Below are 14366 nucleotides of genomic sequence, written 5' to 3'. Positions count from 1 at the left end.
TTTTTTGTATGAATTCGAATTTATTGGATTAGATGAACGGACAGAATGCTTAGTAAATTTAATAAATTCTCTTAATTCAATAAATCAGTTCAGACAAGTTATCCTGTTAATTCTCAAATTCGGTAAATTCTGATTCAGACAATCTTCCCTTCAAAAATAAATCTCCAAAACCCTGCATAATATATTAATCCTGTTATATTTGATTACATATAAACCAAACTCATTCCTGTGATTTGGGTTATCTACTAACACCCTAACAGGTTATCTATATCATGGCCAAAAAAACAACTAAAACCGAGAACCCCTTACCGGATACAAAGCCTGTAAAGGAAAAAAAAGCCGTCACTAAGGTCAAAGCCGATAAAGTAACGCCTGAAACAGGAGCCCCGGAACCTAAAAAAGCAGTTAAAACAAAAACAGCGGCTGCCGAAAAGCCTTCAGCCGTTAAAAAAGCTGCGCCGGTTAAGTCGAAAGCGGTGAATGCCAATAACCCGACAGAAATTACCCCGCAACCTGTAAAGCTTAAAGCCGTTGAACCATACAGCCGTTTTACGGATTTTGATATCAGTTTATTTAAGTCGGGCAAACATTATAAGCTGTACGAAAAACTGGGCTCGCATGTAGTGGAATATCAGGGTGTTATTGGGACTTATTTTGCCGTTTGGGCTCCAAACGCACAATACGTAGCGGTAATTGGCAACTTTAACGGCTGGAACCGCGGTTCGCATAGTTTGAATGCCCGCTGGGATTCATCGGGTATTTGGGAAGGTTTTATTCCAAATGTTGGCAATGGCGAAACGTATAAATACTATATCAAATCATCAACCGGCGAAGACCTGGAAAAAAGCGATCCCTTTGCTTTACGCTGGGAACTGCCGCCGCGTACTGCCTCTATAGTTGCTGATACTTTTTATGAGTGGAAGGATCAGGATTGGATGCAGAACCGTCATGAACATAACGCGCTCGACAGGCCATATTCGGTTTACGAAGTGCATTTGGGCTCATGGGCGCGTAATCCCGAAAGTCCGGACGAGTTTTTAACTTACACTCAACTTGCCGAAAAAATGGTGCCTTATGTAAAGGAAATGGGCTTCACCCATGTGGAGTTTATGCCTATTATGGAACACCCGTATTATCCGAGCTGGGGTTACCAGGTAAGTGGTTATTTTGCAGCGGCATCACGCTACGGTACACCACAACAACTGATGTACCTGATTGAAGAATTCCACAAAGCCGGTATTGGCGTAATCCTGGATTGGGTGCCTTCGCATTTTCCGGGAGATATCCATGCGCTGTATAAATTTGACGGTACACACCTTTATGAGCATGCCGATGCCCGCAAAGGTTTTCACCCCGACTGGAAATCATATATTTTTAACTACGGCCGAAACGAGGTAAGGGCTTTTCTGATCAGCAACGCTCTGTTTTGGCTGGAAAGGTATCATGCCGATGGTTTACGTGTTGACGCGGTAGCTTCAATGCTATACCTTGATTATTCGCGCAAGCATGGCGAATGGGAAGCTAACAGGTATGGCGGTAACGAAAACCTCGAAGCTATATCATTTCTGAAAGAATTTAACGAAGCTGTTTATAGCCATTTCCCATCGGTACAAACCATAGCTGAAGAATCTACGTCATTTACCGGCGTTAGTCGCCCGGTTTATTTAGGTGGCCTGGGCTTTGGTATGAAATGGATGATGGGCTGGATGCATGATACTATCGATTACTTTCATGAGGATCCTATCCATCGTAAATATCATCATAACGAAATAACTTTTAGCACCATATATGCCTTTACCGAAAACTTTATGCTGCCTTTCTCGCATGATGAGGTTGTTTATGGTAAAGGTAGTATGTTGCGCAAAATGCCCGGCGATGAGTGGAGGCAGTTTGCTAACCTGAGACTGATGTACGGATACATGTTCACACACCCCGGTTCAAAACTACTCTTTATGGGCGGCGAATTTGGGCAGGGCGATGAATGGGATTTCGGCAAATCGTTACAGTGGCATGTGCTGCAGTATCCAAATCACCAGGGTATTAGCGAAACAGTTAAGGCGTTGAACCATTTATACCGTACAGAGCCTGCGCTGTATGAAAAAGCCTTTTCGCACCAGGGTTTTGAATGGGTTGACGGCGGCAATGCCAATGATTCCATACTGGTTTACCGCCGGATGGGACACAACAGTAAAAACGACCTGATGATCATTCTGAACATGACCCCTGTTGTACGCCGTGATTATCGCATAGGCGTACCCGCTGCCGGTAAGTGGAAAGAGATCTTTAATTCGGATAATGAAAAATACTGGGGCAGCGGCATCATCAATTATGAGCCTGTAAACAGCGATCAGGTAAGCTGGCATGGCAAAAGCCAGTCTATCAAAATTACTATACCGCCGCTTGCGGCTGCGGTATTTAAACTGGTACCTGATGTGCCTGCTAAATATGAATTGAAACGGTAAGCAGCTTTGAAAGACTTACGAAGTTCCAAATACTTCGTAAGTCTTTCAAAACTAAGTAAACAAGTTAAGGATGCCCTGTTGTTAGTATGTAAATGACCTATGAACCCCAAATTCAAATATCTTTATCTTATAGGTGGTATAGTTGCCACGATATTGTTTATTGTGCAAATAGTGTCTACCTATCCAAAGCCTAATACAGTTGGGATAATCCTTGGCGCTCTGCCAGCTTTGGCCTTGTTTTACTTATCGTACAAGGCTTATCATGTTAAAAAGGATAATGAGTTGATGTGAGGATTTGGTAACCGCTACAAACCATCATAAACGTCGCATCTCCTGAACATAATTACTTGTTTCAAGGCCATAAAGTCACCTTTCACTACCCAGGTTTCTGCGTGTTTGGTCATTTCGTCAAGGCCATCGTTCCATTGCTGATTATTAAAAACGCATTCGCCTATTATAGTGCCATCGGCTCGTTTGGAAATATAAATTTTTAGAGAGTTAAATTTTTTGTCGATTAAAACCGGTTGAATTTTCTCTCTTAAAGTTTCAAAAAGATATTTTCCGTCCGGCATTTCCTCCCATTGCCCCTGCACCATTAAGTCGCCTAACTTAGGGTGCCAAAGTATCTCCCGAGCATTTGTAATTACCAGCATATCAGCTTCCGGGTCATGAGTATCCGTAAAGCCCTCCATTATTGGCGGAAACACAATGTTAAGGTAATTATCTAAGGCCGAAGTAATCCTCTTATCCATCGTTTCGCCAATACCGGCTAAACATTCATATATCCCTTGCTCCAGATATAAAGGATGCCTGGTTAAAATATTAAGTTGTATCAAAAATGGATGTGCATCTGGCACGTCAATGATTGAAGTGGATATTTCTAAGCCCGAATCAAGTATCAAAGTAAGATATTGCGGATGACGTTCAACCTGGTGCCCCATTTCAACTAATCTGTCTTTAAGTACCTCTATGAGGTAGCCATTATAATCGCTATATTTTGCAATAGGTTCTTCTTTCTGAGGCTGTGCAGTTGGTTGGATTTGTTCTGGTGGTTTTTTCCTGAAAAGGTCGAATAGCCCCATGATGACTTGTTTTGATTATCGGTTTAGTTGCTTCAGCAAAAATAAAGAATCTTATATAATACGGTATTTTCATTTTTATCATTATTTGTCCACCTGCCGGTATCAACCCTTTTTTATTTGCCTGGACATGAGATATCTGATGCAGAGGGCGTAAGTAAGCCTCCCTACAGGCAAAAGCACAATGTTTGCGCAAGGAAATGATCTACTACAAACTTAAAATTCTATTTAGCCCGGAAAATGCTGGCCAATCACGAAAATTGCAGCCATTAATGCAATAATAGCGGCCAACACTCCCCATAGTTGAGCAGGTTTCATATTTGATAGTAACTCGCCGACAGTTAGCTCGTCCGGGACAATTTTCCTTCTTTCGGCAGCAGTATTATTTTTGCTAATGCTGAGTGCCTCCACTTTGCTCTTCCAACTGGCCAAAACACCATTAAACTCTACTGTTGATAACGAATTTTGGTTGGGTTTTACTGTCATCACATACCAGTCGTAGCCTTTTTCTAATAAGCCCTCGGCACGTATTCCTTCCTCCACGATAACTAAAATCGGAAGATTCTTAGTGTATGCTATCGCTGATTCAATTTGATTCCAGGGAGTAGCAAATTTGGTTGTTGATAGTGTTATTTCATTAGCGCTGCCCCGTTTTTCAATCCCGCTTTCAAAATAGATTCGCTCAAGTGCAATAACTAAGATGCCTGAACATTCATCCATCAATCCCTTTATTGATTTTAAAGGCGAATCAGAACTGAATGTATTTCTTCCGATGGTGTTGGGAATCAAATTTTCGCTTCTAAGTCTGTCTTCTATAGATTTTACAAAATCTTCCTGGCTGGGAGTTGAGGTTCCCCCAACACTGATAAATACTTTGGGTTGATCCATGGTAATTGAAAATAAGGTTGATTGTATTGATTGATAATCAGGTTTATAATTGTCTGTAAGTTAGTTATAATACTTAATCAATACAAAACACTAAACAATCCACTACACGAGGTAATGATGTTTAGTCAAAGCCTTCTCTGTCCGTTCATTTGCTTGTGTCCAACGATTTCAAACTACCCGGACAAGATGCAGAAGGCGCAAGTAATCCTCTCATAGGCAGCCACACAATACTTGCGCAGTAAAAATAACCGAACCTCAAATCTCTAACCACAATCGCACAATAACTGTGCGGAAACGAACAGTTTCGTTGATTGATTTTGATTTAAGTTACTTATAGTCAGTGATTTAAAAATAAGGCACGCGATTAGCTGAATTGCCAGTATAAACCCCACAATTATGCTTAAAAATTACCTGCTGGTTGCTTTTAGAAACCTTTCAAAAAACAAAGCTTTCTCCGCTATAAACATAGTAGGACTGGCTATTGGCATGGCGGCTTGCTTGCTCATTTTGCAATATGTTAGCTTTGAGCTTAGTTTCGATGATTTCCATGTCAACAAAGATCGTGTATTCCGTATTAACCAGGATAGGTACAACAATGGCAAATTGAGCACTCAGTGGGCCGGTGGGGCCTTTGCACCCGGCACAGCTTTTAAAAATGCGCTCCCCGATATTGAAGAGTACGTAAAGATTGTAGGAGCAGGGCAAACCATAGCCAACTACAAGGATCAGAAAATGGTAATCCGGAATGTTTACTATGTAAGCGACGCTTTTTTTAAAACCTTTTCTTTCCCGCTAATAAACGGCGACGGAAATACCGCACTTAAAGAACCCAACACTGCGGTAATTACCCGGCAAATTGCCGATAGGCTTTTTCATGGCATAAATCCCGTTGGGCAAACCTTGTATATTAATACAGATAAGCCGCTTAAAATTACCGGCGTAATGGAAAATATGCCTGCCAATACGCATATGAATTTCGATATCATGCAATCCTACGCTACGCTGCTTAAAGAAAATCCGCCTAATAAAGATTTTAATCTCGATAATGCCTGGCTAAATGACGGCTGCACAACATACCTGCTGCTTAAACCCGGAGTTGATCCGCGTGCTTTGGAAGCTAAGTTTATCCCTGTAGTAAAAAAAGCATATGATAAATATCCCGGTACGGGCGAAGGTGGCATTTATACACTTCAGCCGGTAAAGGATATCCACTTGTACTCCAACAGGATGCTGGAGTTTCAGCCCAATGGCGATGGCAAATCGGTGTACCTGCTTTTGGGGATTGCCATCTTTGTGATCATCATAGCATGGATCAACTATATCAACCTCGCTACTGCCCGTGGAATTGGCCGGGCTAAAGAAGTTGGGGTACGTAAAACTTTGGGCTCGGCAAAAGCGCAGTTGATTACCCAGTTCATGTTGGAGGCTATGATGCTTAACGCCATGGCTATTGGCCTCGCATTGCTTATCATTATGGCCTGTTTGCCTGCATTCGCCAATATTTCCGGCATGCAGATGGGCTTTACCTTATTTACTAAAGCAACTTTTTGGCTGGCTGTTTTGGGAATCTTTGTGTTGGGCTCATTCTTCAGCGGCTTTTACCCGGCTATAGTGTTATCGGCGTTCAGGCCGGTTGAGGTGATGAAAGGCAAGATCCTGGCATCGCCAGGGGGAGTGATATTACGTAAGGCAATGGTGGTATTCCAGTTTGCTGCCTCGATATTTTTACTGATAGGATCGCTTACGGTGTTCAAACAACTTAAATACATGCAAAGCCAAAAGTTAGGGGTAAAAATAGATCAAACACTGGTCATTAAAGCTCCGTTGGTTAAGGTAGATTCGTTTTACCGCAGCATGAGCTCATTTAAACACGAATGCCTGGCACAATCTGCCGTTAAAAGTGTAACCGTATCTACTTCTATCCCCGGCGAACCTGTGCAATGGAACGCTGGCGGTATTAAGTTGGTTGGCTCCGATCAAAGCACAAGCAAACAATACCGCATTATTGGTGCCGACTATGACTACCTTAACGCTTATGATATTAAACTAATTGCCGGGCGTAAGTTTTCAAAAGAGTTTGGCGACGAGCCCCACAAGGTGGTATTCACCCAAAAAGGGGTTGAACAGTTAGGCTTTAGTAAACCTGCCGATGCCCTTGGCAAACGCATCGATTTTTGGGGACAGGTTTATGAGATAATAGGAGTGGCTGATAATTTTCACCAGCAATCCTTACATGATGCCTACGATTCCATGATCTTCCGTTGTATCCCTGATGTTCGGGGCCCGGTATCGGTAAAGGTAAGTACAACCAATATGCCGCAAACCATCGCCGACTTAAAGAAAACCTGGGCCAGTTTTTTCCCAGGCGACCAGTTTGATTATTTCTTTTTAGATCAGCATTTTAACGAGCAATACAAAACTGATCAGCGCTTTGGGCAGGTGTTTGGCGTATTTACCGGCATCGCCATTTTTGTGGCCTGTTTAGGTTTATTTGGCCTCGTATCATACACCATTGTACAGCGCACCAAGGAAATTGGCATACGCAAGGTACTGGGAGCTTCAGTAAACAGTATTTTAAGATTGTTGTATAAAGACTTCGCCCTGCTTGTAGTGGTATCGTTTGTGATTTCGGCACCAATAGGCTGGTACGCTATTCATCAATGGCTGCAAACATATGCTTTCAGGATGGATATCAACCCCTTCCTGTTTGTTATTCCATTTTTCCTGGTGTTGCTGGTTGCCTTTGCAACGGTTTCGTTTTTGAGCGTGAAAGCCGCGCTGATGAACCCGGTAAAGAGTTTGAAGACGGAGTAGTAAACAAAAAACACGTTATTATAAGGTACGAAGCAATGGTACGAAAGCACGGTCACCCTGTATTGCGTGCGATTGCTTCGTCGTTCTTCTTATAATGACATGTTTTTATTTCAGGGCAAAGGGATTTCGGCAGGGGCAAAACATTTACAAGGTACGTTCAGCCAATCCCCAAAAGAGAGGGTTGGCTGAGGTTTTTTCCTATCTTTGCCCCAAAAGCAGACTGAATATGACCGGAAAATCGCCGCAGGAATCATACACCATCATGAACGAACTGGTATTGCCCAATGATACCAACACTTTAAACAACCTGATGGGTGGCCGTCTGCTGCATTGGATGGATATTGCCGCTGCTATTTCGGCACAAAAGCACTGTAACAGGATCGTGGTGACAGCTTCAGTAGATAACGTATCGTTCCAGTCACCGATAAAGCTGGGTGATGTGATCAGCATTGAAGCAAAGGTTACCCGCGCGTTCACTACTTCGGTTGAGGTAAGGATGGATGTATGGGCGCAAAACATTCCATCGGGCACTAAAGTAAAAAGTAATGAGGCCTATTATACCTTTGTTGCTTTGGATAAAGATGGCCAAAAGACGACTGTGCCCGAGCTGGTACCTGAAACGGATAAAGAGCGCGCATTGTATGAGGGGGCGCTTCGCCGTCGCCAATTAAGGTTAATATTAGGCGGAAAAATGAACCCGAATGATGCTACTGAATTGAAAGCGCTTTTTTTTGGTGACCAGTTGCCACCTAATCTTGGTGAAGAAATAAAGCAGTAACAAATTTCCCGGCGCATTGTCTAAATGGTTTAAACATTAAAACTACTGCCATGCGATATTTTCTATGCTTTTTACTGCCACCGCTTGCCATCCTCACCACCGGCAGGATAGGTGCATTTATATTGAATATATTTTTAACACTTTTCTTCTGGATCCCGGGCGTGATCCATTCCATCCTGGTAACCAGCGACTATTATGAAGCAAAACGTCACCGGCAACTGATGCGGGCGACAAGGCGTTACCGTTGGTAACCTTGATTCGCTTGATTATAGGATTCCCGGATGTTTTGATTGAGGCTGTTTAGGACTATTCTATCAAGAAATCCTCAAATCCTAAAAATCATGGTTCAAAATTATCATATTTGCCACGATGCAGAAAGGTAAGCTATTAATAATTGACGACGAGGAACGCCTCCGCAACCTGCTTGCGCGTATTTTACAGCTGGAAGGCCATGAGGTAATTACTGCGGCTACAGCCAAAGAGGGGCTTAAAAAACTCCAGCAGGATACGATACAGGTGGTACTAAGCGATGTAAAGCTGCCTGATATTGATGGTATTACCCTTTCTGAAACCATCAAAAAAAACTACCCAAATACCGAAATCATTGTTTTGACAGCATACGGCACTATTAATGATGGCGTGAAAGCCATAAAAGCCGGTGCGTTTGACTATATCACCAAGGGCGATGATAACGAAAAGATCATCCCGCTGGTAAGCAAGGCCATGGATAAAGCCCTGCTACAGCAAAAGGTTGCCGAATTGCAAAGCAAGCTGAATGATAAGTTCGGCTTCGACAGGCTTATTGGCCGGTCAACGGCTATTAGCGATGTAATTAAGCTGGCCCAAAAGGTGGCGCTTACAGATACTACAGTATTATTATTAGGCGAAACAGGTACCGGTAAAGAAATTTTTGCCGAAGCCATTCATCAGGCCAGCAACCGCAGCGCAAAATCATTTGTGGCGGTAAATTGCAGCGCATTTACTAAGGAATTATTGGAAAGCGAATTGTTTGGCCATAAAGCAGGCTCGTTTACCGGGGCGGTAAAAGATAAAAAAGGACTTTTTGAAGAAGCCAACGGCGGCACTATATTTTTAGATGAAATAGGTGAGCTCGATCACGATTTGCAGGCCAAACTGCTTCGTGTACTCGAATCGCAGCAATTCATTAAAATAGGGGATACCAAGCCTACACAGGTTAATGTGCGCATCCTGGCGGCAACCAATCGTAACCTGCTGAACGAAATTAATGACGGCCATTTCCGGTCGGATTTATATTATCGTCTTTCAGTTTTCCAGATCACGCTGCCTGCCCTGCGCGAGCGTAAAAAAGATATCAAACTACTTGCCGAATACTTTATGCAGCATTTTGCCCTTAAAGTAAAAAAGCAGGTAAATACCCTCAGCGATGAGTTCATAGAAAAACTGGAAGCCTATCCATGGCCCGGTAATATCCGCGAGCTGAAGAATATTGTAGAACGTGCGGTGATCCTGACCGATAGTAATGTGCTTGATGAAAGCCTATTGCCTTATGAAGTTCAGCAGCAACAGGTGAAAAGCGGTGCACCTATTTCGGCATTTGATCTTTCCTCTGTAGAGAAATTACATATTCAGAGGGTGTTAAACCACACCCACGGTAACCGTGCAGAAGCAGCGCATCTGCTAAATATTGGCGTAGCTACGTTGTACAGAAAGCTGAAGGAATATAACCTGGAGTAATTTCGGATTTCGGAATACCGATTTCGGATTTTTCTAAAAACTCCGCTGACGCCCGGCTCCTGCCGGGTGTCGACTATTAAACGGCCTCTGGCCGCCGAATATAGGTTTAATAGTTAATACTGGTTGAAGTTTAGCGATAGCGCAACTTCGACCTTAAACAATGGAAGCATTCTGCTTCCGAAGCTGGGCTGATACTTTAGCTGGTATTTATTAAGGCCCTTAGTTAAACTGAAGGCTTAAGCTATTTTGGGGACGAAGTCACGCTATCGTTAAACTTCGACCAGGAGCAGACATAAATTACACATTAGTTTATAACCCCACGCTTACACCCAACTTCAGCCGGGTGTCCATTATCAAGCGGCCTTTGGGCGCCTTACGCAGGCCAGAGGCCTGGAAATAGTTGCCACTCGCCAGACGCGAGCGGCGGCGAGTGGTTTTAAATCCCACTTTGATAATCCCCTATCAAAATGATAGGTCAATTCTCCCTAAATAAATAAAACCTTAATTTGATATATGTATAGATTATTGATAGTCAATCATTTATATAGTTTTTAATTTTCTTGGCATCCGCTTGGCAAAGCCCTTTGCAAAAACACATAAAAATGGATGCTTTACTCACAATCGCTTACCTGGCCACATTTGTAGTGGTGTTCTGGATCTTTTTTAAATCTGTAACGTACTTCGAAAAAATCTAAAATCATGGCAGCATTATTCATCGTAGCAATAGCCGTGTTCATTTACATGGTATACGTACTTCTTAAACCCGAAAAATTTTAAAATTAAACTATGAACACTGAACTAACGGGTGTAATTTTCACCTACCTGCTCACCTTAGCCATCGCCATTCCCCTTGGCCGTTACATAGCTAAGGTATTTAAGGGCGAAAAAACCTGGCTCGATTTCCTCGCCCCGCTTGATCGTTTTATTTTCCGCTTCAGCGGTATCGACACCAAACGCGAAATGAACTGGAAACAGCACCTGCTGGCCCTGCTTACCATTAACAGCGTTTGGCTGATATATGCTTTTGTTTGTTTAATGGCACAAGGTCATTTGCCGCTTAACCCGGATGGTAACCCCGGTCAATCGCCTGATACTGCTTTCAATACCGCTATCAGCTTTTTGGTAAACTGTAACCTGCAGCATTACTCGGGCGAAAGCGGTGCTACCTACTTTACACAGCATTTTGTATTCATGTTCCTGCACTTTGTATCAGCTGCTACAGGTATTGCCGCGCTGGTAGTTGTGTTCAGGGCCATGAAAGATAAGGTTACTGATAAGCTGGGCAACTTTTGGGAGTACTTTGTAAAAACCATTACCCGCATATTATTGCCTATCTCATTTGTGATAGCTGTGATCTTCGCATTTAACGGCATGACTACCAGCTATGCAGGTAAAGATACTTTCATCAGTATGCAAGGTGATACCGTTCACATATCCCGTGGACCAGTTGCCCCACTGGTTGCTATTAAACACTTAGGTACCAATGGCGGTGGTTGGTTTGGTGCAAACTCTGCCCACCCTATCGAGAACCCTAACTATTTAACCAATACTGTCGAGCTGGTAGCACAGGTTGCTATCCCGATCGCGTTGGTGTTTGCATTGGGTTTTTATCTCAATAAAAAGAAATTCGCTTATGTGATCTTCGGCGTAATGACGCTGGGTATGCTCATGCTGTTGATCCCGACTATGAATGCCGAACTGAACGGAAACCCTGCCATCGCAAAAATGGGTATCAGCCAGCCAACCGGTGCTATGGAAGGTAAGGAAGTAAGATTTGGTCCGGCTAACTCGGCTTACTGGAGCATCGTGACTACTATTATCTCTACAGGTTCGGTAAACTCCATGCATGACAGTGCTATGCCGGTATCAGGTACTATGATGCTGCTGGGTATGATGGTTAATTGTTTTTATGGTGGCTGCGGCGTTGGTATCCTCAACTTCTACATATTTATCATAGTAGCAGTATTTATTTCAGGACTGATGGTTGGCCGTACGCCTGAGTTTTTAGGCCGTAAGATAGAGGCGAGGGAGATGAAAATAGCTTCGCTGATCGCTTTGCTTCACCCGTTCATTATCCTTGTAGGCTTGGCCATATCATCATATTATGTGGTTAACGTAGCCGGTGCCGATTGGGCTGTTAAACCTTCGGCCTGGTTAAATAACCCCGGTACACATGGTTTCTCCGAAATGTTGTACGAGTATACTTCAGCCGCAGCCAACAACGGTTCGGGTTTTGAAGGTTTGGGCGATGGTAATATCTTTTGGAACTATACCACCGGCATCGTGATGATATTAGGCAGGTTCCTGCCAATAATTGGTCCGCTGGCTATTGCCGGATTGTTGGCCAATAAAAAATATATCCCTGAATCGGCCGGTACGTTGAAGAGCGATACCTCAACCTTTGGGTTGATGATCTTCGCGGTGATCGTAATTATTGCAGCGCTGTCGTTCTTCCCTTCACTGGCTTTAGGCCCAATTGCTGAACATTTTTCATTAAAATAATCATGAACTCAACTCAAAATACATTGTTTCAGGGCGATCAGATGAGGGATGCTTTAAAACAATCCTTTATCAAGTTAAACCCTCGTGTGCTGTTCCGCAATCCGGTAATGTTTACTGTGGAGATCGGTACAGTTGTAATGCTCATTGTGAGCATATTTTCGCTGACCAATAAAGGCCAAGGTAGCTTTGCCTACAACTTTACGGTATTCATTATATTATTGTTAACTGTGCTGTTTGCCAACTTTGCCGAGGCCATTGCGGAAGCACGTGGTAAAGCCCAGGCCGAAAGCCTGCGCAAAACCCGCGAAGAGACACCTGCCCGCTTACTGGTTAATGGCAAGGAAGAAAGGGTGATGTCATCACAGTTAAAAAAAGGTGATGTTTTCATTTGCGAAACAGGGGATAATATCCCTACCGATGGTGAAATTATTGAAGGTATCGCTACCATTGATGAATCGGCCATTACAGGTGAGTCCGCCCCGGTGATCCGTGAGGCCGGGGGTGATAAATCATCTGTTACGGGTGGTACCAAAGTACTGTCCGATAGGATAAAAGTATTGGTTACTACCCAGCCGGGCGAAAGCTTTCTGGATAAAATGATCGCTTTGGTTGAAGGTGCTTCCCGCCAGAAAACCCCTAACGAAATTGCTTTAACTATTTTGCTGGCAGGTTTTACACTGATATTCGTTATCGTGTGTGTTACCCTGAAGCCTTTCGGCGATTATTCAAATACGCCCATCACTATAGCCGCTTTTATATCGTTGTTTGTTTGTTTGATCCCTACCACTATCGGTGGCCTTTTATCGGCCATCGGTATTGCCGGGATGGACAGGGCTTTACGCGCCAACGTGATCACCAAAAGTGGTAAAGCTGTTGAAACAGCGGGCGACTTAGACACTTTATTACTGGACAAAACTGGTACCATAACCATTGGTAACCGTAAAGCAACGAGCTTTTACCCAACCGCAGGTGTAAATGAGCAGGACTTCGTAATGGCCTGTGTACTAAGCTCGCTGGCCGATGAAACTCCCGAAGGTAAGTCGATTGTTGAGCTGGCCGAGCAAGGCCCGTACAAATTGAAAATCTACGCTCCGGCCGATTCGGTGTTTATCAAATTCACTGCCGAAACCCGTTCAAGCGGTTTAGATACCCCCGATGGTTTACGCATCCGCAAAGGTGCTTTTGATTCCATCCGTAATATAGCCTTAAAAGCGGGTAATCCGTTTCCGTCGGATGTTGAGGATAACGTTAAAAAGATCTCATCAAATGGTGGTACCCCATTGGTAGTATCGCAAAATGAAAAGATCATGGGTGTGATCGAGCTGCAGGATATCATTAAAACCGGTATCGCCGAACGTTTTGAGCGCTTGCGTAAAATGGGGGTTAAAACAGTGATGGTTACGGGCGATAACCCGCTTACAGCCAAATTCATCGCCGAAAAAGCCGGTGTAGATGATTTTATTGCCGAGGCAAAGCCCGAGGATAAAATGAACTACATTAAGAAAGAACAGCAGGGCGGTAAACTGGTAGCCATGATGGGCGACGGAACAAATGATGCCCCCGCACTGGCCCAGGCCGATGTTGGTGTAGCCATGAACAGCGGTACCCAAGCCGCTAAAGAAGCGGGGAATATGGTTGACCTTGACAATGATCCAACCAAACTGATTGAGATTGTGGAAATAGGTAAACAGTTGCTAATGACACGTGGTACGCTCACAACTTTCAGTATAGCTAACGACGTGGCTAAATACTTTGCTATTGTTCCTGCACTGTTTATGGTATCGATGCCTGCTTTAAAGGCGCTAAATATCATGGACCTGCACAGTCCGCAATCGGCTATACTTTCGGCAGTGATATTTAACGCTATTATTATCCCGCTACTGATCCCGTTGGCTTTACGTGGTGTTGAGTATAAACCGATAGGCGCAAGTGCGTTGTTACGCCGTAACCTGCTCATTTATGGCTTAGGCGGTATTATTATACCTTTTATAGGCATTAAATTAATTGATTTAGCTGTTTCAATTTTTATATAGATGTGAGATGTTAGATATGAGATTTGAGACTTTTTGAGTTATAAGTCACGCATTTCGTATCTAACAAAATCTCATGTCTCAAATCTCATATCTC

General features: G+C 43.4%; 11 protein-coding genes. 9 read left to right on the top strand and 2 right to left on the bottom strand.

The features are described from left to right. The first annotated feature begins 272 nt into the window (after positions 1-272). Positions 273-2462: a 1,4-alpha-glucan branching protein GlgB gene (gene glgB / locus ABID99_RS18955; RefSeq protein WP_373614773.1), complete on the top strand. Its 2190-nt coding sequence runs from the start codon at positions 273-275 to the stop codon at positions 2460-2462. A gap of 99 nt (positions 2463-2561) precedes the next feature. Then, positions 2562-2753, top strand: a complete 192-nt coding sequence (locus tag ABID99_RS18950) for a hypothetical protein (RefSeq protein WP_090531498.1) — start codon at positions 2562-2564, stop codon at positions 2751-2753. Positions 2754-2767: 14 nt separating this feature from the next. On the opposite strand, the gene ABID99_RS18945 is transcribed toward ABID99_RS18950, so the two are convergent. Then, positions 2768-3544: a DUF6348 family protein gene (locus ABID99_RS18945; RefSeq protein ID WP_176623145.1), complete on the bottom strand. Its 777-nt coding sequence runs from the start codon at positions 3542-3544 to the stop codon at positions 2768-2770. A gap of 225 nt (positions 3545-3769) precedes the next feature. Then, positions 3770-4429: a hypothetical protein gene (locus tag ABID99_RS18940; RefSeq protein WP_373614772.1), complete on the bottom strand. Its 660-nt coding sequence runs from the start codon at positions 4427-4429 to the stop codon at positions 3770-3772. 396 nt (positions 4430-4825) lie between these two features. Between ABID99_RS18940 and ABID99_RS18935 the strand changes: the two genes are divergently transcribed. The 7 genes from ABID99_RS18935 (at position 4826) to kdpB (ending at position 14272) form a co-directional block, all read left to right on the top strand. Continuing rightward, positions 4826-7243 carry an ABC transporter permease gene (locus tag ABID99_RS18935; protein ID WP_373614771.1) on the top strand — a complete coding sequence of 806 codons (2418 nt, stop codon included), beginning with the start codon at positions 4826-4828 and terminating at the stop codon, positions 7241-7243. 226 nt (positions 7244-7469) lie between these two features. Then, complete coding sequence (locus tag ABID99_RS18930) at positions 7470-8021, top strand: acyl-CoA thioesterase (RefSeq protein WP_090532037.1); 552 nt, start codon at positions 7470-7472, stop codon at positions 8019-8021. A 50-nt stretch (positions 8022-8071) separates the two neighbouring features. Beyond that, positions 8072-8272, top strand: coding sequence for a YqaE/Pmp3 family membrane protein (locus ABID99_RS18925; RefSeq protein ID WP_090531506.1), 201 nt, complete (start codon positions 8072-8074; stop codon positions 8270-8272). A 118-nt stretch (positions 8273-8390) separates the two neighbouring features. Further along, complete coding sequence (locus ABID99_RS18920) at positions 8391-9737, top strand: sigma-54-dependent transcriptional regulator (RefSeq protein WP_373614770.1); 1347 nt, start codon at positions 8391-8393, stop codon at positions 9735-9737. A 699-nt stretch (positions 9738-10436) separates the two neighbouring features. Next, on the top strand, positions 10437-10514 hold the full coding sequence (gene kdpF, locus ABID99_RS18915) for a K(+)-transporting ATPase subunit F (protein ID WP_083879072.1): 78 nt from the start codon (positions 10437-10439) through the stop codon (positions 10512-10514). A gap of 9 nt (positions 10515-10523) precedes the next feature. Beyond that, positions 10524-12239, top strand: a complete 1716-nt coding sequence (gene kdpA / locus ABID99_RS18910; protein ID WP_373614769.1) for a potassium-transporting ATPase subunit KdpA — start codon at positions 10524-10526, stop codon at positions 12237-12239. 2 nt (positions 12240-12241) lie between these two features. Further along, positions 12242-14272: a potassium-transporting ATPase subunit KdpB gene (gene kdpB / locus ABID99_RS18905; RefSeq protein WP_373614768.1), complete on the top strand. Its 2031-nt coding sequence runs from the start codon at positions 12242-12244 to the stop codon at positions 14270-14272. Positions 14273-14366: the final 94 nt, after the last annotated feature.

This window comes from Mucilaginibacter sp. OAE612 (assembly GCF_041806395.1).
Classification (GTDB): Bacteria; Bacteroidota; Bacteroidia; order Sphingobacteriales; family Sphingobacteriaceae; genus Mucilaginibacter; species Mucilaginibacter rubeus.
This window is presented reverse-complemented; position numbering and strand designations above follow the sequence as displayed.

Bases quoted from the DNA above. Each gene is read 5' to 3' on its own strand.
- ABID99_RS18940 (WP_373614772.1), bottom strand. From the start codon at position 4,429: ATGGATCAACCCAAAGTATTTATCAGTGTTGGGGGAACCTCAACTCCC.
- kdpF (WP_083879072.1), top strand. From the start codon at position 10,437: ATGGCAGCATTATTCATCGTAGCAATAGCCGTGTTCATTTACATGGTA.
- ABID99_RS18925 (WP_090531506.1), top strand. From the start codon at position 8,072: ATGCGATATTTTCTATGCTTTTTACTGCCACCGCTTGCCATCCTCACC.
- ABID99_RS18920 (WP_373614770.1), top strand. From the start codon at position 8,391: ATGCAGAAAGGTAAGCTATTAATAATTGACGACGAGGAACGCCTCCGC.
- ABID99_RS18930 (WP_090532037.1), top strand. From the start codon at position 7,470: ATGACCGGAAAATCGCCGCAGGAATCATACACCATCATGAACGAACTG.
- kdpB (WP_373614768.1), top strand. From the start codon at position 12,242: ATGAACTCAACTCAAAATACATTGTTTCAGGGCGATCAGATGAGGGAT.
- kdpA (WP_373614769.1), top strand. From the start codon at position 10,524: ATGAACACTGAACTAACGGGTGTAATTTTCACCTACCTGCTCACCTTA.
- ABID99_RS18950 (WP_090531498.1), top strand. From the start codon at position 2,562: ATGAACCCCAAATTCAAATATCTTTATCTTATAGGTGGTATAGTTGCC.
- glgB (WP_373614773.1), top strand. From the start codon at position 273: ATGGCCAAAAAAACAACTAAAACCGAGAACCCCTTACCGGATACAAAG.
- ABID99_RS18945 (WP_176623145.1), bottom strand. From the start codon at position 3,544: ATGGGGCTATTCGACCTTTTCAGGAAAAAACCACCAGAACAAATCCAA.
- ABID99_RS18935 (WP_373614771.1), top strand. From the start codon at position 4,826: ATGCTTAAAAATTACCTGCTGGTTGCTTTTAGAAACCTTTCAAAAAAC.